Consider the following 21,175-nt stretch of genomic DNA (forward strand, 5'->3'; position numbering starts at 1 on the left):
ACTTACGCAGATGGCACAAGGACGTATCCGTCCGCTTCGCTGGCTTGCGGCCGCCGCGACCACCGTGCTGCTGCTGTCCGCATGCGGCTCGATCAGCCAGACCGCGGCGACGCCGTCGCTAGCCGCCGGCGATTCGGTGGCCGTCGTCGGCCTCGCGAATTTCACCGAGACGCCGGCTGCCGGCAGCAGCGCCACCGCGATCGCCGCGAACGTGCTGCGTCAGAACGGCCTGACCGACGTGCGTGTCGCACCGGCCGACGCGTCGTCGAACGCGATGTTCGATACCGCGCAGCGCGAAATCGGCGAGAAGAAGCTCGCCTGGGCGCGTGAACAGCACGTCAAATACGTGCTGACCGGCGCCGTCGAAGAATGGCGTTACAAGGCCGGCGTCGACGGCGAGCCGGTTGCGGGCGTCACGTTCGAACTCGTCGATGTCGCGTCGGGCCAGATCGTGTGGAGCGCGACGGGCTCGCGCAGCGGCTGGAGCCGTTCGAGCCTCGCGAACGTCGCGACGTCGCTGATCGGCAAGCTGCTCGCGCCGCTCTACGCACGCGCATGAAGCGGCGCATGCCGTCATCGGGTTTTAGACAAGCCATCAGGAGTCGGCCGTGAATACCGCCACTTCCCGACCGGATAGCAGCGCGAACGCGGCAGCGGTCAAGCCGCGCAACGCGCATCCGTTCGGTCATCTGAATGCCGTGCGGCGCTTCGTGGCGCCCGCGGTCACGCGGCCTTTCGCGATCGTCGAAACGATCGGCTTCATGCTGATCGTCTGCCTGCTGTGCTGGCATTTCGATCCGTCCGATCCGCTGCTGCTCAACACGGGCTTCCCGTGGCTGTGGTTTGCGACGCTCGTCGTCGCGCTGCGCTACGGCACGCTGCTCGGTCTTCTGGCGAGTGCGGTGCTGGTCGGTGCGTGGCTGCTGCACACGCACGGCGTCGACACTGCATGGCCGACGACGTTCTTTATCGGCGGCCTGCTCCAGACGATTCTAGTCGGTCATTTCGGCGATATCTGGGGCGCCCGCGCGCAACGCGCCAATGCGCTCAACGGCTATCTGAACGACCGGCTCGTCGCGATCACGAACAGCCACTATCTGATGCGTCTGTCGCACGAGCGGCTCGAAAAAGACCTGTTGTCGAAGCCGACCACGCTGCGCGACTCGATTACCGAATTGCGCCGGCTGTCGGTCGCGCACGGTCTCGAGGAGCCGCGCACGCGTGCCGCGGGCGATATGCCGGGCACGCACGAACTGCTCGAATTCGTCGCGCAGGCGTGCCAGATCGAAGTGGCCGCGCTGTTTCCGGTGCAGGGCGGCAAGGCCGGCGCAACGGCGCTCGCACGCGTGGGCGATGCGTTCGAACTCGATGCGCACGACGATCTCGTGGCGCGCGCGCTCGAAACAAAGAGCGTCGCGCATCTGCGTAGCGACGAGCGGCCGGTCGTGCATACGTCGCTGCTCGTCTGCGCGCCGGTGGTCGCCGCGGACGGCGACGTGCTCGCGCTGCTCGCGATCCGCCGCATGCCGTTCCTGTCGCTGAACTTCGACAATCTGCAATTGCTGCTCGTGCTGCTCGGCTACTACGCGGACGGCGTCGAGCATTCGCGGCAGGTGCGCGAGATTCTCGACGTCGTGCCGGCGTGCCCGTACGAATTCGCGCTCGATATGAGCCGGCTGTCGCGGCTCGCGCGCACGGCGGGCATTGCTTCCTCGCTCGTCGCACTCGTATTCCCGCACGACGATGCCGGCGACTCGTTCTTCGAGCATGTGATGCGCCGGCGCCGTTCGCTCGATTTGCTGTGGCCGATCAGGACCGAGGGCAAGTCGGTGCTCGTCAACCTGATGCCCGCAACCGACGAAACCGGCGTCGACGGTTACCTGGCGCGCATCGAAGCGAGCCTGCGCGTGCAGTTCGACCTCGATCTCGAAGGCGCACGCATCGGCGTGCATACGCTGCATCTGGGCAGCGGCGCGCCTGGCTCGGCGTTGCGAGGGCTGCTGACACGCAGCGGCATCGATGGCTAAGCCCGAGCGCTCTGCCAATGCCTCGAACGTGGGGCGTGTGGCCATGTCCGTCGTCGCGGTGCTCGCGATTGCCGTGCTTGCGCTCGTGCAAGGCAACGCGCTCTGGCAACTCGCGCCCGGCGCAACCGTCGAAGGGCCGATCCTGCCCGCGATGCTGCTCGATGCCGTCTGCGGCGCACTGCAGGCCGTGCTGTTCCGGCTGCTGCTGCCGCAGCGTTACCGCGCGCCGCGCGCCTTCACGCTGCTGTTCCTGTGGCTTTTCTGCACGTTCGTGCCGGTCGCGGCCGGTCTCGTGCTGCTCGCGAGCTGCATCTGGGCGGCCTGGTTTCCGGGCAAGCGCAGCGACGACGAGCTTGAAGAAGTCCCCGCGCCCGAATTCGTCACGTATCTGATGTCGCGCGTCTCGCATGGCGGCGGCGCGCGCCTGCAGGCGCGGCTCGTCAATACGCAGGTCAATGCGTCGGACCGGCTGTCGGCGCTCGTCGCGATCCAGAGCATGCCGACGCGCACCACGGGCACCTTGCTGCGCGATCTGCTCGCCGATCCGATCGAAGACGTGCGGCTGATTGCCTACGGCACGCTCGATCAGGCCGAAAACGACGTGATGCAGAAGATTTTCCAGACCGCGCAAACGCTCGAACTCGCGCAAACCGACAGTGAGCGTCACGCGATCAACCGGCAGCTCGCCGAGCTGTATTTCGAGCTCGTTTATCAGAACCTCGTGCAGGGCGCGGTCTATACGCATACGCTCGAGCAGGCCGATCGCTACGCGAGCGCCGCGCTCGAGATCAACGACGGCGATGCCGCGCTGTGGCTGATCCGCGGACGTCTCGCGCTCGCGCAAGGCGCAGCTGAAGATGCCGCGCGCTATCTGGCGCGCGCCCAGGCGCTCGGCTTTCCGCGCGAACGCCTCGTGCCGTGGCTGGCCGAAGCCGCGTTCCTGCAACGCGATTACGCGCGCGTGTCCGAATTGCTCGCGTCGCTCGGCCATGCGTCGGCCTTGCCGCTGCTCAAACCTGTCGTTCAATACTGGTCGCCATGAATTCGTCACTTTTTCGTCGCGCCGCCGATGCCGATGTGTGCCTGCTGCTCGAAGGCACGTTCCCGTACGTGCGTGGCGGCGTGTCGAGCTGGGTCAATCAGATGATCCGGTCGTATCCCGGGATTCGCTTTGCGATCGCGTTCGTCGGCAGCCGCGAAGAGGACTATCACGGCGCCGCCTATGAGCTGCCCGACAACGTCGTGCACTTCGAAGCGCACTACCTGTATGAAGCGGCGCCCGCCGACAAGCAGATGGCGCGCGAAATCCCGGGCGATGCGGCGGCATTTGCGAAGTCGGCCGAACTGCACGAAGCGTGGCGTAGCCGGCAGGGCGCCAATCCGGCCGCGCTGATGGCCGACCTCGTGCATCTGATCGGCGACGACGGTCCGCTCAACGAGCAGCAATTCGTATCGAGCCGCGCGGCATGGGACTTTATCGTCGACCAGTACCACCGGCATTGCACGGACCCGTCGTTTACCGACTACTTCTGGACCGTGCGCATCATGCACAAGCCGCTGTGGCAGCTTGCGCGTATCGCCGCGCAATTGCCGCCGGCGCGTGTGTATCACACGGTGTCGACCGGTTATGCGGGCTTTCTCGGCGCACTGCTGCACTACCGGACGGGCCGGCCGCTGCTCGTTTCGGAGCACGGTATCTATACGAAGGAACGCAAGATCGACCTGCTGCAAAGCCAGTGGATTCGCGATAACCGCGGCGCCTTCGAGCGCGATATTTCGAAGATCAGCTATTTCCGCGAACTGTGGGTGCGCTTTTTCGAAGCGCTCGGCAAGCTTGCGTATGACGCGGCCGACGATATCGTCGCGCTCTACGAAACGAACCGGCAGCGGCAGATTGCCGACGGCGCCGACGCGGCGCGTACGCGCAATATTCCGAATGGCGTGGATGTCGATGGGCTGGCGCCGCTCGTCGCAAAGCGCGCTCCGCATGAACCGGGTCAGGCGCGCGCCGGCAACGTGGTCGCGCTGATCGGCCGCGTCGTGCCGATCAAGGACATCAAGACGTTTATTCGCGCGATCTTTATCGCCTCGCGCACGATGCCCGATATCGAAGGCTGGATTGTCGGCCCGGAAGAGGAAGATCCGGCCTATGCGCAGGAATGTCATGCGCTTGCGCAAAGTCTTGGCCTCGCGCAGCACGTGAAGTTTCTCGGCTTTCAGCGCATCGACGATATTTTGCCGAAGGTCGACGCGCTCGCATTGACGTCGATCAGTGAGGCGCTGCCGCTTGTCGTACTCGAAGGATTTGCCGCCGGCGTGCCGTCGATTACCACGGACGTCGGGTCGTGCCGGCAACTGATCGAAGGCTATGGCGACGAAGACCGCGCGCTCGGCGCCGCGGGCCTCGTTGTGCCGATCGCGAACCCGGCCGCATTCGCGCAGGCGGTGCTCGAACTGCTCGGCGACTTGCCGCGCTGGCGCGCTGCGCAGACAGCCGGACTTGAACGCGTGCGCCGCTTCTATACGAAGGCGCAGATGATTGATCAATATCGCGAGCTGTACGACCGGCTCGCTGCCGCGCCGACGCGAACCGCGAGTGGCGGCGGCGCGAACGGTGCAGCGGGCGCCATGGGCTGCCCGGTGCACGCGGGTGCGCGAGGAGCCGCGGCCGCCGCTAGCGCATCGGGTGCACAGCCTTCGCAAGCGCAGGAGAATCGTTAATGGCAGGCATTGGTTTCGAACTCCGCAAGATCCTGCGGCGCGACACGCTGACCGGCACGATGCGCGCCTACGCTTACGCGGGGATGATCAGTTCCGGGCCGTTGATCATGTCGATCGTCGGCATTCTCGTGATCGGCCTGATGAGCCTCGCGTTCACGATCCCGAAGTACGCGATCGTGCAGTTTCAGGTGTCGGTTACGTACCTGATTGCGGGCAGTCTGATTCTGACGGGGCCGCTGCAACTGTCGTTTACACGCTTCATTTCCGACCGCCTCTTCGAAAAGCGCGACGACCTCGTGCTGTCGAACTATAACGGCGTCGTGCTGGTTTCGACGGCCGCGTCAGGCATCCTCGGCTATGTGGCCGTGTGGTTCGGGTTCAACGGCGAGCCGCTGCTGTACCGGCTGCTGATGGTCGCGGGCTTTGTCGTGATCAGCAATATCTGGATCGCGGTGATCTTTCTGTCGAGCGTCAAGCAGTACCGGCAGATTCTGGTCGTGTTCTTTATCGGTTACGGCTGCACGGTCGCATTTGCGCTGATGCTGAACCGGCACGGCATCGCGGGATTGCTGGGGGGCTTCGTCGCCGGGCATATCGTGTTGCTTGCGGGCCTTTCCGGCCTGATTTACCGCAACTACCTCAGCGAGCGTTTTATTTCGTTCGAAGCGTTCGAAAGACGATTCGCGTATCCGAGCCTCGCGCTGACCGGTCTGCTGTTCAATCTCGGCGTGTGGCTCGACAAGTTCATGTTCTGGTATGCGCCGGCCACGGGGTCGACGGTCATCGGGCCGCTGCATGCGTCGGTGATTTACGACATTCCGGTGTTTATCGCGTACGTATGCGTGATGCCCGGCATGGCGACGTTCCTCGTGCGTATCGAAGCGGACTTCGTCGAGTATTACGACGCGTTCTACGACGCCGTACGCAGCGGTGCGACGCTGCGCCATATCAACGAGATGCGCGACATGATGGTGTCGAGCATCCGCGCCGGCCTCTACGAGATCGTCAAGATCCAGGCGGTGGTGCTGCTGCTTATACTCGCGTTCGGCAGGTTCGTGCTCGATGCGCTGCATATCTCGTCGCTGTATATGCCGCTGCTGATCGTCGACGTGATTGCGGCGAGCTTGCAGGTGCTGCTGCTCGGTCTGCTGAACGTGTTCTTCTATCTCGATGCGCGGCGCTCGGTATTGAAGCTCTGCTTCGCGTTCGTCGCGCTGAACGGCTTGCTCACCGGCATTACGCTACGGCTTTCGCCCGATACGTACGGTTATGGCTTTGCGCTGACGCTGCTGATTCTCGTCGTCGCCGCCGTGCAGATGCTCGATCGCAAGTTCGCGAGGCTCGAGTACGAAACCTACATGCTGCGTAACTGATCATGACGGCGCTTGCCAATCTGTTCGCGCGGCTAGGGCCGCCCTGGGTGCAGATAGCGTGCGTCGCGGCGGTAGTTTTGCTGCTGTCGGCGGTGTGCGCGCGGCCCGTGTTCGCTGCCGCTTGCGCGCGTGGGGCACAAAGCGGCGTCGGTACGGTGGCCCTGTTCTATGGCGAACAGGTTCCGGTCGATCAACTGTCGCAGTTCGATACCGTGGTGGTTGAAGCGGACAGCGGCTTCGATCCGCGCGCAGTGTCGGCCATGGCGGTCGCACAGGGCGGGGAGAAGCCGCGCTGCACGAACTGGTATGCGTATGTGAGCGTCGGCGAAGTCACGAAAGACCGCGACTATATGGCGTCGATGCCTAAAAAGTGGCTGATCGGGCGCAATTCGGAGTGGGCCTCGGCGGTGATCGATCAGGGCGCGCCCGGCTGGCCGCAGTTCTTTGTCGAGCACATCATCGCGCCGCTGTGGGCGCGCGGCTACCGCGGTTTTTTCCTCGACACGCTCGATTCGTGGCAGCTGATCGCGAAGACGGACGCCGCGCGTGCGCGGCAGCAGGCAGGTCTCGTCAAGACGATTCGCGCGCTGAAGGCACGCTATCCGGATGCGCAACTTATTTTGAACCGCGGTTTCGAGGTGCTGCCGGAGATCCACGGCGACGTCGCGGCGGTTGCGTTCGAATCGCTCTACGGTAACTGGGACCAGGGCAACCAGCGCTACGGAGCTGTGCCCGCGGACGACCGCGAATGGCTGCTCGGCCAGGCGCGGACGATTCGCGACCGTTACCGGCTACCGGTTATTTCGATCGACTATTGCGCTCCGGACGATGATGCGTGCCGACGCGAGATCGCCGCAAAAATCTGCGCGGCAGGCATCGAGCCGTATGTGACCGATGGGGCGTTGCGCACCGTTGGGGTCGGTGCGGATGCTGCGTGCCGCGCGCGGCTCGACGCTGCCGGACAACGTAACTGAGCGCAACTGAGCGCAACTGAATACGCGAACGAGCGTAACTGAATCAGCCGCCTTGAATCAGCGGAACTGCGCGACCGCCAGCAACAACACCATTCCCCCGATTGCCCCATCCAGAATGCGCCACGCACCGGCGCGACGAAACAGCGGCGCGAGTACGCGCGCGCCATAGCCAATCGCCACGAACCATGCAGCGCTGACCGCCATTGCGCCGAGCGCGAACGCGATACGCGCGCCTTCCGGCTCGCGTGCGCCGGCGGTGCCGATCAGCAGGAACGTATCGAGGTACACGTGCGGATTGAGCCACGTGAACGCGAGCGTCATCAGAACGATCGGAATGGTGCGCTGCACGTCGCCGGCGGACGTGCCTGAGGACTCGCCTGATGACGTACCTGAGGCTTCTGAAACGCCCGCATCGAGCACCGCACCGCCGGGCCGCAGCGCGCGGCGCAACGCGCTGATGCCGAACCACGCAAGATAGGCGAGGCCGACGTACAGCAGGGTGTGAACAAACACCGGATAACGGCTGACGAGCACCGAGGCGCCGCCGACACCCGCACCGATCAGGATAAAGTCGGACAGTGTGCACAGCAGCACGATCTTGCCGACATGCGCGCGCATGATGCCTTGCCGCAGGACAAATGCGTTTTGCGCGCCGATCGTCACGATCAGCGATGCGCACAGCGCCGCGCCATGAGAAAAAGATATCCAGTTCATCGTTATCAAAACAATATAAAAAGCAGATCGCCGCAGTCTGAAGTAATCTGCTGCCTAAGAAAACCTAATTTTGTTAATACCGATTAAGGAACGCTAATGCTGGACTACGCGTTATTGGATGCGCTTGCGGCCGTCGTCCGGCACGGTTCGTTCGAGCGGGCGGCGCGCGAGCTCAACGTCACGCCGTCGGCGGTATCGCAGCGCGTGAAGCTGCTCGAGGAACGCGTGGGCAGCGTGCTCGTCAAGCGCGGCTCGCCGTGTGTCGCCACCACTTCCGGTGCGCTGCTATGCCGGCACACCGAGCGCGTGCAACTGCTCGAGGCCGAACTCTCAGGGCCGTTGCCGGCGCTGCCGGGCGCACAGTTGCAAGCGTGGCCCACACTGCGCGTCGCGGTGAACGACGACAGCGTAGGAACATGGTTTATCGACGCGATTGCCGGCTTCTGCACCGAGCGCGAAATGCTGCTCGATCTCGTCATCGACGACCAGGACCACACGGCGCAGTTGATCCGCGACGGCAGCGTGCAGGGCGCGGTCACCACTCAGGCCGAACCGGTGCAGGGTTGCCGCTCGACGCGCTTGGGCCGGATGCGTTACCTCGCGGTCTGCACGCCGGCGTTCCACGAGCGGCATTTCGTTGAAGGCGTGACGCGCGAAACATTGCGCCGCGCGCCGTGCGTCGACTTCAATCCGAAGGACGAACTGCAGAAGCGCTTCATGCGCAAGATCACGCGCGCGGACATCGATCCGCCCAAGCACTGGATTCCGCACGTCGCCGGTTTTGTGCGCGCATGCATGACAGGGCTGGGTTGGGGCATGTGCCCGGAGCGGGTGGTGGCGCCGTCGCTCGCTCGCGGGGAATTGATCGATATGTTGCCGGGCAAGCATCTCGACGTGGATCTGTACTGGCAAAGCTGGCGGCTGTCGATTGGCTGGCTCGACGAGTTCGGCCTGGCGTTGCGCAAGCAGGCGGCGCAACTGCTCGACTAAATACGCGATTGAGAATGCCCGACTGGACGCCGGCGACGCTGCAGGCACGCCTGTGCAGACAACAGACGGGCAAAAATTTGCCATATCTGAATTATTATCCGGTTTAATTGGTCAGTTATGACTAAAAGCACTGCACCACCACTTTGACATCGCAGATTTTTTGTCTATACTGACCACTTATCTGTCATTACGTGTCAGATACGACAAAAAATGAAGCGTAACAACAAGGATTTTGCGTCCGCGGATCTCAAGCGTCGCTCGGCCGCGCTCGGGCGCGCGGTGTCCGCCGCCCGCATCGCGCGCAACATGTCGCGGCAAGACTTTTCGGAGCGCGCCAATATCAGCCCGAGCACGCTCGTGCGGATCGAAAAAGGCGATGTGTCGGTGAGTTTCGCGTCGTGGCTGCATGCGTTCGAACGCGCGGGCCTGCTGGGCTTGCTCGATCCGCTCGCGATCCGGCAAAACGACGTGATCGGCGAGGCGCAGCGAGAAGCGAAATCTCGCAAGCGCGCACGCAAACCCGTTTCGAAAACAGGTGAGTACGATTTCTAGCTCGACAAAGGTGCCGGCAACCGCACCGGCAAAAGTGCCGGGGCCGTCGCTCGCGACATGGCCGACCGAATGGCGCAAGTACGTCTTCATCGTGCTCGAGGGCACGGCTGAGGCGGTGCCAGCGGGGCGGCTCGTCCTTTTCGAGGAGGGCATCAAGCCGGTCGGCGCGACTTTCGTGTACGGCAACAAGTACCTGCAGCGCGCGCACGCGCTCGCGGTGGATCCGGTCAGCATGCCGCTCGAAGAAGCGAGGGCGCATAAGGAAACCGTGTTCCAGCCGCCCGCGGGGCTCGCGCTATTCGGCGCGATCCGCGATGCGGCGCCGGACTCGTGGGGCCGGCGCGTGATCGAAAACATGCTGAAGGTCGCGCCGGACAGCTTGCCGGAAACCGAATATCTCGCGCACGCAGGGCCTCATCGCACCGGCGCGCTCGACTTCCGCGATTCACCGACGGCGCCGGCCGAGCGCGGCAAACTGCCGGACATCAAGGAACTGTCGTACCTGCTCGACGCTGCCGCGCTAATCCAGCAGGGCCGACGCGTGCCGCGCAACCTGCAGTCGCTCTTCAGCGTAGGGGCCACGCTCGGTGGCGCGCGGCCCAAAGCGGTGCTGCTCGAGGGCGGGCGGCAATGGGTCGCGAAGTTTCCCGCGTTTCGCGACAGCTTCAATGTGCCCGTTATCGAGCGCGCGACGCTCGAGCTCGCGCGTCTGTGCGGGCTGCGTGTGCCCGAGACGCGACTCGTGCACATGCCCGATGGGCGCGACGTGATGCTAATCGAGCGCTTCGATCGCGTGCCGTTGCAACGGGGCGAATTCGGCAAGCGGCACGTCGTGAGCGCGCTCACGATGCTCAAAATGCACGAGTTCGACACGGGCTCGGCCGAATACGCGAACCTGGCCGACACGATCGCCGAACTGGGTGCAAGCGGTTTTGTCGGCGCGGACAAGACGGAGCTCTTCAAGCGCATGGTGTTCAACATCCTCGTCACGAATGACGACGATCATCTGCGCAATCACGCGTTCGTCTGGGACGGAGTCAATCGCGGCTGGCGGCTAAGCGACCTGTATGACGTCGTGCCCAAACCGCAATTGGGTTCGGAGCGTTTTCTCGTGCTGGGTGTCGGGCCCGCGGCCGGGCGGCTAGCCACGCTCGACAACGCGTTGTCGGCGGCGGGCCGGTTCGGTCTGCTCAAGCACGCGGCGGCGCAGATCATCAAGGACCTGTCGGCCGTCGTGCGCGAATGGCGCATGCACTTCGAAGCGCTCGGCGTGCCGGTCGCAGAATGCGACAAGGTCGCCTCGGCGTTTCGTAAGCCCAAGGACCTCGGCCTGCGCGCGGTCGAAAAGGCGTAGCGGCGGCGCGCCGACGCGGCGGTCCGCGCTAGTGTCCTGCGCTTGTCTTTCGTATTTCACGCACAAGCCGCCGCGCGCCTTACCCGTTCGTTACCGCAATTGCTACCGCTACCGCGCTTCCGGCAACGCATCGGTTTTCTGCTGCATACCCGCATTGCGCGTTTCCGGCATCGCAGCCCATACGAGCAGCACGGCAAGCGCGCCTGCGCCTGCCAGTCCGAAGAAGCTGACCGCATTGCCGAAGCGGTCTGCGACAAAGCCCGCCAGCGACGTGCTCAGCGTCGCGCCGATACCTGCCGCGAGCCCGAAGAGCCCGATACACAGGTTGTAACGGCCTTTGCCGCCCGCGACGTCGGCCGCGATCAGCGGCAGCATCACGCCGAACACCGCGGCGCTGATGCCGTCGAGCATCTGCACCGGCACGAGCAGGTACGGGCTGCTCACGCCCGCGAACAGCAGGGCGCGAATCGGCAACGCGGAAAAGCCGAGCAGCAGGATCGGACGCCGTCCCCAACTCTGCGCCGTCCGGCCGACCCACGGCGAGAGCAGCGCGACGATTGCCTGCGGCACGATGATGCACGCGGCGATCACGAGTTGAACGTTGTCGCCCATGCTCGCGGTCACTTCGCCCGCCGCGAGGTTCAGCATGGCCGCGTTCGACAGATGGAACAGCACGACGCACAGGGCGAACACGAGCAGCCGCTTGTCGCGCAGCAGATCGAAAATCGATTCGCGATGTTCCGGCTCGACGGGCGCGTCGTCCGGTGCCGGCTCCGCGAGTGGCGATGCCGCGGCGTCGTCAAACGACGGCTCATGTGACGGCTCATGCGACGGTTCACGTGCGCGCGGCGCGCCTGGCAAACGCGGCATCGCGTTTGGCAGATGAATCATCGTCAGCGCGAAGAGCGCGGGCACCGCGAGCGCCGCGGTTAGCCAGAACACTGCGCGTGCCGAGACATATTCGCCCGTCAGACCCATGAGGCCTGCTGCGACCGCGCTGCCGATCGACGCCCAGCGCGCGTTGCGGCCGAGCCGGTCGCCGAGATTCGCGCGCCCGACGAGCGCAAACGAGATCGCCGCCATCGCGGGCACCAGCATGCAGCTCGCGAAGCCGTGCAGCACCTCGGCGGCCATCACGGGCAGCACGGTCGGGCTGACGGCCAGCAGCAGCGCGCTCAATATGATCGCGATGGTCGCCCATGCGGCGGCCGCCTTCTTGTTGCGCAGCGCGTCGACGGCGGCGCCACCCGGCACCTGGCTCACCATTGCGCTGATCGTACCGACCGATAGAGCGAGGCCGATTTCGCCCTGGGTCCATTTGTGCGTCGCGAGGTACGACGCGATAAACGGCCCGAACCCCGTCTGCACGTTCGCGACGAAGAAGTTCAGCCAGTCGAGGGCGCGGACACTGCGTGCGTTGACCATGTGCCGGCCCGTCATCGGGAAGTTCGCGCGGACGAAGCCGTCGCGCCGGATGACGGAGGCGGCGCAGCGCTCGCTGCCGCGGGTGGCGCGGCGCCGCTCGCGGCCGGCGCCGATGTGCCCGCCGGGGTCGCCGCAGCCGATGCGGGAGCCTGCGGCGGCGCAGGCGACACCGCAACGATCGGCTTGCCGTTCTCATAAGAAGGCGACGCCTTGATCTGTGCCTCGTTCAGATCCATCAGCGCGCGCAGCGACTTGTCCTTCGGCGTGAAATGCAGCGCGGACCAGCTCGCCGCAATCGAGCGCCGGTCGAGATTGATGATGCCGCTCACGTCGATCACAACCGCTTGGGGCTGCGCATTGCCGTCGATCAGCACGTCGATCACGCGCCCGACCTGCGCGCCGTTCGGCCGTTCGACGGTCGCGTCGAGCAGCGGCAACTGGCCGTCCGGCACGGGCGGCGCGGGCGCCACGCCGGCCAGCGGGGTGGCGAGCGAGGTCGACGGCTTCGCGCGGCCGACCGAAGCCATCTGGTTCGGCGGCAAGGTGATGGTGATCGGCGCGGGCTTGGCGGTCGGATTGAAGCGGAATGCGTTCCACGGAAAGCTCGCCTTGCGGTCGCCGATGCCCATGAAGCCCTGCAGATTGACGACGAGCTCGCGCGGTGCGCCATGCGCATCGACGGTCAGATCGACCGCGCGGCCGATCACCTTGCCGTCGGGCCTCTGCACTTCGCTGTCGAGCAGGCCTCGCACCGAGCCGCGGTCGATCGCGTGCGTCACGATCAGCGGCGGCGGAGGAGGAGGCGGCGGCGGGGGCGGTGGGGGCGGCGGCGGAGGCGGCTCGACCTTGTGAGGCCGCGCGATCACCCGCTTGGGCTTTTTCGGCTGAGCGGGCTCGGCCGGTTCGGTTTCCTCGGGCTCGGTCTCGACGACCGGCGGCGCAGGCGGCTCGACGATGCTCGGCACGGCCTCGACAATCGGCGCGGGCTCCTGATGGGCAGGGCCGAACAGCGCGCAGCCCGACAGCACGAGGGCCGAGAGCGCCAGCACGGCGAGAAACAGTAGTCGGAAAGCCGGACGTAGGAAACCGCCGCTCATCTACAAGGACTCCATGGCATGAAGCGGGACGCCCGGGAGCATCGCCGCGATCGGTGCAGTGAAACGTGCTGTTAAACGGGCTGTGAAGCTGGCTGCGAAACTGGTTGTGAAACTGGTTGTGAAGCGGCTTGTGAAGCGTGCTGTAAAACGTGCCGCGCAGCGCGCGAGCGTCGCACTCATTGTGAGACTGAATGCGAGGTCGAAAGCGCGCCGCGGACAGAGTGTAACCTGCGGCGCCTGCGAAGCCGGGTTTGCCGCGCGTGGCGCACCGCGGCGCAACGCGCTTTTGCGCATTTTTCCCGCGTAGGTGTAAACACCCGGCGGGCCAGCCGCCGCTCCCGCGCGCTCGGCGATATAAGCGTCGCGACATGCCGGGCATGCCTTCGCCGCGATAGGAGACATATTTGTCTTCACCTAACCTTCGCAACTACAGAAAGGCGGCACCGCACGCACGCAATGCGCGCAAGCCGCACGACAACTCGACGAGACGAACCTGACGGCGGCTCCCACATGGCCGTTTCAGCTTGCTGATAAAGGAGGCACTCACCATGATGGAATCCCAGGCGCACGCGCAAGGCTTGCCGGCAACCGACCTCGACGGCGACGACGCCGCTTTCGAAGGGACATACGAGGGAGTAATCGACCGCTATTTCGAAGTGTCGGCACGCGGCAGCACGCAGCGCCGCGAAATCGTGGCGGGTATCACAACGTTTCTCGCGATGGTCTATTCAGTGTTCGTCGTCCCAGGCATGTTCGGCAAGGCTGGTTTCGACACGAGCGCGGTATTCGTCGCCGTCTGTCTGACGACTGCATTCGGCTCGCTGCTGATGGGCGTGTGGGCACGCTTGCCGATCGCCATCGGCTGCGCGATCTCGCTGACCGCGTTCACCGCATTCGGGCTCGTGCTCGGCAAGGGATTGCCTCCGACCGTCGCATTGGGCGCGGTGTTTCTGATGGGCCTCGTGTTTACCGCGATTTCAGTGACGGGCGTGCGCTCGTGGATTCTGCGCAATCTGCCGGCCGGCGTCGCGCACGGCACGGGCATCGGCATCGGACTTTTTCTGCTGCTGATCGCGGCCAACGACGTTGGGCTCGTGGTGAAGAACCCGGGGCCGGGCATGCCGGTGTCGCTCGGTCACATCACGTCGCTGCCGGCGCTGATGTCGGTGATCGGTCTCGCGGCGATCTTCGGACTCGTGCGACGCCGCGTGCCGGGAGCGATCCTCATTGTGATCGTCGCGATCTCGGCGCTGGCGCTGCTGCTCGATCCGGCTGTCGCGTTTCATGGCGTGTTCGCGCTGCCGTCGTTGAGCGCGCCGGGGCATACGTCGCTGATCGGCGCGATGGACCTGAAAGGCGCGTTGTCGCTCGCGGTGCTGCCGAGCGTGCTCGCACTCGTGATGACCGCGGTGTTCGATGCGACGGGTACGATCCGCGCGGTTGCGGGGCAGGCGGGCCAGCTCGATCAGAACGGCCGCATTATCAACGGCGGCCGCGCGTTGACGGCCGATTCCGTGAGTTCGATCTTTTCAGGCCTGATGGGCGGCGCACCGGCTGCTGCGTATATCGAGTCGACGGTCGGCGTCGCCGCCGGTGCGAAAACCGGTCTCGCGGCGGCAATCGTCGGGTTGCTGTTTCTCTGCGTGATGTTTTTTTCGCCGCTCGCCGCGCTTGTACCGTCGTATGCGACCGCGCCCGCGCTGATGTACGTCGGGCTGCTGATGCTGTCGAGCGTGAGCAAGCTGCATATGGACGATATGGTCGATGCGATGTCGGGACTCGTCTGCGCGGTGTTTATCGTGCTGACCGCGAATATCGTGACTGGCATCATGCTCGGCTTCTGCACGCTGGTGATCGGCCGGATCGTGAGCGGCGAATTTAGAAAGCTTAATGTCGGGACCGTTGCGATCGCAATCGTTCTTGCAGTGTTCTATCTGGGCGGTTGGGCGATCTGATTTTGCGAGTCTTTCCTGCCGGGAGGACGTAACGCCTGTTGCAGGCGAACAGCGGTTTCCGGCTAGCGGTTTCCTCCACGGGTGCGGCGCGGTCACTTTGCGCGGCACCCGTTGTTTTTTGCGTCTGCCGCGCTACAGCGACATTTCGAAAGCGGGCCTGAGGAACAGGTGAATTGCCATTACGACGAGCCCCATCGCGGCAGCCGCGAGCGTCAGCGTCCCGTACTCGTCGTATCGCATGTCGTACAGACAGGCGACAAGAAAGAGAATCGCAAGGAGATTGGTCAGCCAGTCGAAGTTGAGTGCGAGCAACATCGGCGAATCCGGGCTCGCCCGGCAGAATCGTCTATCAGATGAGGCGATTCTATCGAGTTGACCTTACGGATTAGCAACGAAGTCGCGCAAATGCGACGTAAGCTGTTATTCAGCCGATGCCGCGCGCATGTCCTGTTTGATCCAGTCGATTACCGAGCTGCGCTTCGGCGTCCAGCCGAGCAGTTCACGCGCGCGCGAGCCGCGCACGCGGCTGTTCGAGCCGAGGCCGTACGAGGCCATCTCGTAGCCCCATTCATTTTTCGCTTCTTCGAGCGGCCAGTCTTGCGGCGCGCCGAGACCGAGCGCGTCGGCAATCGCCGCGCTCATTTCGCGGAACGACGCTTCGCCGCTTTCAACGAAATAGAACGTGCCGGCAGGCGTTTTCTCGAGCGCGAGGCGATAGAGTTCGACGACGTCGTCGATATGGACGTTCGACCAGATGTTGCCGCCGCTGCCGACGTGCCGCACGATGCCGCTTTTTTGCGCCTGACGGATGAGGCGCGGCAACTGCACGCTTGCGCTGCCCTTGATTGCGCCGTGCCCATAGATCAGCGTATTGCAGAGCACGGCCGAGCGAACGCCGCGCTTTGCGGCGTCGAGCACGAGCCGATCGATTGCCACGCGTGCGGCCTTGTCGGCAGTTGGTTCGGGCAACGAATCTTCGTGATAGATCGCAGCCGCGCCGGCTTCCCCACCCGATGCATCGCCGACGATGCTTGAGCCGCTCGTATGCAGGAACGGCTTGTTCGAACCGGCGAGGCCTTCAATCAAGGCTTCGACCGCGCCGCGATGATCGCTGCTTGCTGCGTTGATAACGGCGTCGGCCGCTTGTGCCTGCGCGATCAGCAGCGCGCGGTCGTCGAGCGAACCGATGACGGGGGTTATGCCGAGGCGTTCGAGTTCGGCGGCCTGTTCGGGCTTGCGGATCAGACCGGTGACGTGATGCCCCGCGCGCACGAGGCCGGCGGCGATCGAACCGCCGATAAAACCATTCGCGCCTGTGATGAAGATGTTCAAGAGGTTCTCCCATGCCGCGTTTGGCGGCGTTGAATGGAAAGACGATATGAACGCAGTATGGGACGAAGCGATTCTCGCAAAAAGCGTGTTAGTCTCAAATCAAACTTGATTTGAAATCAACAATGAAAACTTCGACCGATGAACTGCTGGTGTTTGTGACGGTGATCGACAGCGGATCGATTACGGCGGCTGCGGAGAAGCTGCAGCAGACCGTATCGGGCGTCAGCCGCGCGCTGTCGCGGCTCGAGAAGAAACTCGACACCGCGCTCGTGCGGCGCACGACGCGGCGCTTGCAGCTGACCGAAGAGGGCGAGCTATACCTCGCCAAAGCGCGCGCGATACTCGCTGCGATGGAAGAAGCCGAGGAGTCGGTGGCGCGGCGGCGCAGACGTCCGTCGGGACCGTTGAGGGTGGATGCGGCGTCGCCGTTCATGCTGCATTGCATAGCACCGCATATGAAGGCGTTTTCGGCGATGTATCCGGAGATCCGGCTCGAGCTAACGAGCAATGAGCGGACCGTCGACCTGTTGAAGCAGCGGGTGGATATCGCGATTCGTATTGGCGAGTTGCAGGATTCGACGTTGCATGCGCGTGCGTTAGGCAGCAGCAAGTTGAGAATTGTGGCGAGTCCCGGTTACGTGGCGGAGCGCGGGGTGCCGCGGTCGGTGGATGCGCTGCATGAGCATCGGCTGATCGGGTTCACTGCGCCCGAGCATTTGAACCGGTGGCCGTTGCGGGATGGCGAGCGCGATTCGTTGAAGATCGAGCCGGGTATTGCGGCGTCGAGCGGGGAGACGTTGCGACGGCTCGCGATCGATGGGTGGGGGATCGCTTGCCTTGCGGATTTCATGATTGCCGGCGATTTGCGGGATGGGCGGCTTGTTACGGTGCTCGAGAACGTGCTGATCGATCGGCGGCAGCCGGTTCATGCGGTGTACTACCAGAGCGCTTCGCTTGCGGGGCGGGTGAAGTGCTTTCTGGATTTTATTCAGGGGAGGGTGAGGCTTTAGCCGGCGGCGGCCGTCACCGGGTTTCTGCATCGAGGCCGTCTACATTTCTACGAAGTCCGACTCGCGGAACGGTTTGGGCCACACGCCATCGAAAACGACACCTTCGAGTTCGAGTAACCCATCCGCCTCGCGCAATCCTTAGGAAATGCAGCATCTCGCTGAGACTCGAAGATTCAAAGGCTCGCGGGCGTTCGAACCGCGACGGGGCTACCCGATTCCTTGTAGACGTTTCGCCAGTCAGCACCGCCTATCCTCTTACCCGACTCCATAACCATCAACGAGCCACCGGGCGTCGGATAATGTTTGAGCGGTTTGCCGTCAAGACGATCGATGGAGAAGATATCGATCAGATCGTCGGTTGGGGTTTTCATGATCTGCACACACACAAGCACTGCGACGCCCTCATCGATGCCGATAAGTTCCCGTCGAAGCATGTAGGCATCGCAACCGCTTTTCTCTGTCGCTTCGTCGTGGCGGACAGCGAGAAAGAGCGGGGAGTCGATCTCGAACACTTTGCATGAGTCGATCTGTAATAGCCATCGATCAGCGAGATGGGGATAGAGAGGTGCGTTCATCCATAGCGCGAATCTGAGTAGAGCTTGCTCGTGTGTGGCCAGTGGTCTGTCGATGAGGTTGTGTGGTGTCAACGGTACACCTGTCTTTGGCTAGTCATCGTTTCTCCAATGTCGATAAGCCGATCTTCGAAGTAGAGTCGGCTCATATGACCGAACGCCTTTCGTACCTAGTCGAGCAGCCGGATCAGTCGTTGCGCTTCGTCGCCCGGGATATAGTCGAGAGTCCCTGCCTCGAAGCTGTTTGTGAAAAGTGTTCGTTTCTTGGTGAAAAGGCGCTCAGTGTGGTCAGCAGAGCACACGCCCTAAATCGATCAAACATCTCAATTCACTATATGGTGGCGCTCGAGCGAACCACCTACTTCCCGCTAGCCATCGTTTTGCGAATATCGATAAGCGCTTCGATGAGATCATCGAGCGGTATCTTGCGAGCCATTCTCCCGTCAGGCTCTGGGCCTCCAAGCTCTGCCTCCAGCTTGTCGGGACCACGCTCTCCATTCACGCGAACTACCGGATATCGATCAAGGAGGATTTCGAGAGTCAATTTTTCGTACTCATCCATCGCGGATGACCAGACGATTTCGAGTTTGCTCATGTCCACCTCTTATGGCTGACGCGGATTCAAAACTCCGCTGAAGCTTCCATCACGGTTATATCTAGCGCCGGTCCCGCTTGGTGTCCGGAAATCAACGCCTCCGCCTCCCAATTCTTCTCGAATAGTGGTGGGGTTCTCAAGAAGCTCACGAAGCCATGCCTCCGTCGTGGCATTCTTTTGTTCAGTGTTGCCTTTCAGTGGTGGATAGTACTCTGCCTCTCGTCCTGAATGCTTGTCCCATGCTCTTGACAATTTGGAGAGGCCGGTGCCGTTGTGTGGCTTTGTAGCCGAGGCGATCAACTCATCGACAGTTACCTGCGTTGGCTTGCATTGGCTCGCTATTTCTCCAATAACGACTATGCCCCATCGAATAATTGGCCCAAATAGCCCACATTCGAGGCATATCGGTTCCAGTCCAGGTTCTGTCGTAGCAAGCAGAGATTTGATCAACTGCTGCGAACTGACTGCCGGCCCCGCCGGCGTCACCCCAGACTCATAGTTATCCAGCCACTCATCAATCTCATCACGACCAATCGCAACGGCGCTGCCGCCTTCCCGCTTAACCGTCCCCGTGCGTGACATAACCCGTCCATCCGGCGAATAGGTGTAGTCAACCGTCAGCGTACGACTCACTTTTCCATTAGAAGGCGCCGCAGCTTCAACATAAGTGAACTGCGTAACACGGCCACGCACGTCATACGCGGCATACGCAAGCATGCCGTCGTCCATCAGTTCGATCGGTCGGTGCGCCATGTCGCGCATCACGATCCCGTAGTTGCGACCGCCCGTCAGAGACATCGCTATGCGCCGGTCGGCGCTACGGTCATAGGTCTGATGCAAATGTTCGACCGTCTGGCCGCCAACCATCGTCAACGTGTCTGTGAGCCTATTCCGGCTGTCGTACGCGAATCCATACGTGCGCTGCTCTCCGGTCGACTTCGCATCGAACCCACTCGCGCCAGTCACATCGTCCGTACTCAGTTCACTGAGTCCAACGAGGTTCCCCCGTTCGTCGTAAGCAAAGCCACGCATCATGCGCGGCATCGCGACCAGCGACGGATGCAAAGTCGTCGCGTCGGCATATCGAACGGACGTAACCGACAGACCCATCGACGTTCGCCGAGCCACGCGTGTAGGCCGGCCGATATCGTCATAGCTGTACTCGGTGCTGCTGCCATCCGCTGCGCTATCGGTCAGCAGACTGCCCATTGCATCCCACGTCGTAGCAGTATTGCCCAACGACGAACTGCTACCAGTCGGCCGTTGCACACCCGCTATCGAAGAGAAGTTCAGCGTGGTGGTGCGACGACTATCCGTCACCGTTGTGCTGTTACCGCCGTAGCCAAACTGAACGTTGCGCGTGGTATCGGGGTGACTGGCCGCAATGGCACGCCCCTTCGCGTCATACGTCCACGTCGCGACGCGCGATCCCGTTTCGTCGATCACACCGGTCATCGCGGACCAGAAGCGTGCGTCCTCATACAGATAGCGCCGTACATAGCCGTCGGGCCATGTCACCGAAACCAGATTGTTGTTCGCGTCGTAGCCATAGCGCGTGATAGCGCCGGTCGGATCTGTCATCTGCGTGATGCGGTACTTCGCGTCGTACGAGAGCCGGAGCACGAGATCGACATAGGTGCTGGTGTCGGCCGCATGTTCGGTGACCGTAATCAGCAGTCCGGCCGCGGGTGCCACGTTGGATGGCGTATTCGCGTCGCTGTACGTAAGTGTCGTAACGCGTCCGTCGTGCGTACTGACCGACAGCAGCACGCCTGCAGACGAATACGACTCGGCTGTATCGCTCGTCAGATCGGTCAGCGTCCAGCCGTTCGTGCTATCGCGCAGCGCGAGCGAGGCGGTGCCTTTCCCTCGCCACGAGCCGTTGGTCTTAACGAACGTGACAGGCTCGCCGTCCTCGCGATAGGCGATGACCTGAGGCGAGCTTGCACGCGCATTCGCCAGATCGAGCTGACGCTGCCAGTTGTGAAACCATCCCGAACCGACGCCGGCGTCCGGATGAAGATGCGGCACCGAGCGATACGTACGTCGAAATGTCACTGGCGTATCGCCGCCGCTGACGAAGTCCGCTTCGGCGAGCGTATTGACGCCGGTGCCCGGATAGACCGGATCGGCAACCGGACAACTTGCTTCAGGTGCGACCGGCTCCGGCGCATTGCAGTAGCGATCGATGCGTTCGAGGTTGGCCGTACAGAAGTACGACCCCATCCCGACCGGCGTTCCACCCGCAACAGAGATCGAGCAACCTTTGGTGCCCGGTATTCCGCGTGACTTGGGATAGAGCGAGTAGCAGATCGCGTCGCCGCTTTCGGCGCGCGCCATTGATGCAAAGAGAAGTACAGCGAAAAGCAGCAGCAGTGTGAGCGCGCATAGCGAGTGCTTGCGCGACGGAAGCAAAGAACAACGGCCCATTCGAATTTTTCTCTCGTTGTATATGTTTATTACCCGCGACAACGGCCATCACAA

At 63.1% G+C, this 21,175-nt stretch carries 19 protein-coding genes; 11 read left to right on the forward strand and 8 right to left on the reverse strand.

The features are described 5' to 3' along the window. Positions 1 to 10: 10 nt before the first annotated feature. Genes KZJ38_RS08885 through KZJ38_RS08910 form a run of 6 tightly spaced genes read left to right on the forward strand, consistent with a single transcriptional unit; the run spans position 11 to position 7,095 of the window. Positions 11 to 559, forward strand: coding sequence for a penicillin-binding protein activator LpoB (locus tag KZJ38_RS08885; RefSeq protein ID WP_219800186.1), 549 nt, complete (start codon positions 11 to 13; stop codon positions 557 to 559). Between the two features lie 49 nt (positions 560 to 608). Next, entirely contained in the window at positions 609 to 2,027 is a 1,419-nt protein-coding gene (locus KZJ38_RS08890) for a PelD GGDEF domain-containing protein (protein WP_219799697.1), read from the forward strand. 43 nt (positions 2,028 to 2,070) lie between these two features. Next, on the forward strand, positions 2,071 to 3,069 hold the full coding sequence (locus KZJ38_RS08895; RefSeq protein ID WP_425518348.1) for a hypothetical protein: 999 nt from the start codon (positions 2,071 to 2,073) through the stop codon (positions 3,067 to 3,069). Next, on the forward strand, positions 3,066 to 4,748 hold the full coding sequence (pelF, locus tag KZJ38_RS08900; RefSeq protein ID WP_219799699.1) for a GT4 family glycosyltransferase PelF: 1,683 nt from the start codon (positions 3,066 to 3,068) through the stop codon (positions 4,746 to 4,748). Before KZJ38_RS08895 ends, pelF begins: the two co-directional genes overlap by 4 nt. Beyond that, complete coding sequence (gene pelG, locus KZJ38_RS08905; protein ID WP_219799700.1) at positions 4,748 to 6,121, forward strand: exopolysaccharide Pel transporter PelG; 1,374 nt, start codon at positions 4,748 to 4,750, stop codon at positions 6,119 to 6,121. The genes pelF and pelG overlap by 1 nt, the downstream gene beginning before the upstream one ends. 2 nt (positions 6,122 to 6,123) lie before the next feature. After that, entirely contained in the window at positions 6,124 to 7,095 is a 972-nt protein-coding gene (locus KZJ38_RS08910; protein ID WP_219799701.1) for an endo alpha-1,4 polygalactosaminidase, read from the forward strand. 57 nt (positions 7,096 to 7,152) lie between these two features. Here the strand turns inward: KZJ38_RS08910 and KZJ38_RS08915 are convergent, their stop codons facing one another. Further along, the gene (locus tag KZJ38_RS08915) at positions 7,153 to 7,809 is read right to left on the reverse strand and encodes a LysE/ArgO family amino acid transporter (protein WP_219799702.1); all 657 of its coding nucleotides are present in this window, start codon (positions 7,807 to 7,809) and stop codon (positions 7,153 to 7,155) included. A 96-nt stretch (positions 7,810 to 7,905) separates the two neighbouring features. On the opposite strand from KZJ38_RS08915, the gene KZJ38_RS08920 reads away from it, so the two are divergent. The 3 genes from KZJ38_RS08920 (at position 7,906) to KZJ38_RS08930 (ending at position 10,705) form a co-directional block, all read left to right on the forward strand. Then, positions 7,906 to 8,799: a LysR family transcriptional regulator ArgP gene (locus tag KZJ38_RS08920; RefSeq protein ID WP_219799703.1), complete on the forward strand. Its 894-nt coding sequence runs from the start codon at positions 7,906 to 7,908 to the stop codon at positions 8,797 to 8,799. Positions 8,800 to 9,009: 210 nt separating this feature from the next. Next, the gene (locus KZJ38_RS08925; RefSeq protein ID WP_219799704.1) at positions 9,010 to 9,351 is read left to right on the forward strand and encodes a helix-turn-helix domain-containing protein; all 342 of its coding nucleotides are present in this window, start codon (positions 9,010 to 9,012) and stop codon (positions 9,349 to 9,351) included. After that, on the forward strand, positions 9,335 to 10,705 hold the full coding sequence (locus KZJ38_RS08930) for a type II toxin-antitoxin system HipA family toxin (RefSeq protein WP_219799705.1): 1,371 nt from the start codon (positions 9,335 to 9,337) through the stop codon (positions 10,703 to 10,705). Before KZJ38_RS08925 ends, KZJ38_RS08930 begins: the two co-directional genes overlap by 17 nt. Before the next feature lie 108 nt (positions 10,706 to 10,813). Here KZJ38_RS08930 and KZJ38_RS08935 read toward each other — a convergent pair whose 3' ends face one another. Both KZJ38_RS08935 and KZJ38_RS08940 read right to left on the reverse strand, forming a co-directional pair. After that, on the reverse strand, positions 10,814 to 12,145 hold the full coding sequence (locus tag KZJ38_RS08935; protein ID WP_219799706.1) for an MFS transporter: 1,332 nt from the start codon (positions 12,143 to 12,145) through the stop codon (positions 10,814 to 10,816). Further along, complete coding sequence (locus tag KZJ38_RS08940; protein ID WP_219799707.1) at positions 12,142 to 13,227, reverse strand: PRC-barrel domain containing protein; 1,086 nt, start codon at positions 13,225 to 13,227, stop codon at positions 12,142 to 12,144. The genes KZJ38_RS08935 and KZJ38_RS08940 overlap by 4 nt, the downstream gene beginning before the upstream one ends. A 548-nt stretch (positions 13,228 to 13,775) precedes the next feature. Here KZJ38_RS08940 and KZJ38_RS08945 point away from each other — a divergent pair. Next, a complete protein-coding gene (locus KZJ38_RS08945) occupies positions 13,776 to 15,182 on the forward strand; it encodes an NCS2 family permease (RefSeq protein ID WP_219799708.1) in 1,407 nt (468 codons plus the stop codon). A gap of 132 nt (positions 15,183 to 15,314) precedes the next feature. Here the strand turns inward: KZJ38_RS08945 and KZJ38_RS08950 are convergent, their stop codons facing one another. Further along, entirely contained in the window at positions 15,315 to 15,497 is a 183-nt protein-coding gene (locus KZJ38_RS08950) for a hypothetical protein (protein WP_219799709.1), read from the reverse strand. Positions 15,498 to 15,602: 105 nt separating this feature from the next. Beyond that, positions 15,603 to 16,514: an NAD-dependent epimerase/dehydratase family protein gene (locus KZJ38_RS08955; protein ID WP_219799710.1), complete on the reverse strand. Its 912-nt coding sequence runs from the start codon at positions 16,512 to 16,514 to the stop codon at positions 15,603 to 15,605. 122 nt (positions 16,515 to 16,636) lie between these two features. Here KZJ38_RS08955 and KZJ38_RS08960 point away from each other — a divergent pair, with 122 nt between their 5' ends. Then, a complete protein-coding gene (locus tag KZJ38_RS08960) occupies positions 16,637 to 17,524 on the forward strand; it encodes a LysR family transcriptional regulator (RefSeq protein WP_219799711.1) in 888 nt (295 codons plus the stop codon). A gap of 173 nt (positions 17,525 to 17,697) precedes the next feature. Here KZJ38_RS08960 and KZJ38_RS08965 read toward each other — a convergent pair whose 3' ends face one another. The 3 genes from KZJ38_RS08965 to KZJ38_RS08975 form a co-directional block, all read right to left on the reverse strand. Next, positions 17,698 to 18,099 carry a hypothetical protein gene (locus KZJ38_RS08965; protein ID WP_219799712.1) on the reverse strand — a complete coding sequence of 134 codons (402 nt, stop codon included), beginning with the start codon at positions 18,097 to 18,099 and terminating at the stop codon, positions 17,698 to 17,700. Between the two features lie 355 nt (positions 18,100 to 18,454). Next, the gene (locus KZJ38_RS08970; protein WP_219799713.1) at positions 18,455 to 18,691 is read right to left on the reverse strand and encodes a hypothetical protein; all 237 of its coding nucleotides are present in this window, start codon (positions 18,689 to 18,691) and stop codon (positions 18,455 to 18,457) included. Between the two features lie 9 nt (positions 18,692 to 18,700). Next, complete coding sequence (locus tag KZJ38_RS08975) at positions 18,701 to 21,121, reverse strand: DUF6531 domain-containing protein (RefSeq protein ID WP_219799714.1); 2,421 nt, start codon at positions 21,119 to 21,121, stop codon at positions 18,701 to 18,703. Positions 21,122 to 21,175 lie beyond the last annotated feature (54 nt).

Source organism: Paraburkholderia edwinii (genome assembly GCF_019428685.1).
Taxonomy (GTDB): Bacteria; Pseudomonadota; Gammaproteobacteria; order Burkholderiales; family Burkholderiaceae; genus Paraburkholderia; species Paraburkholderia edwinii.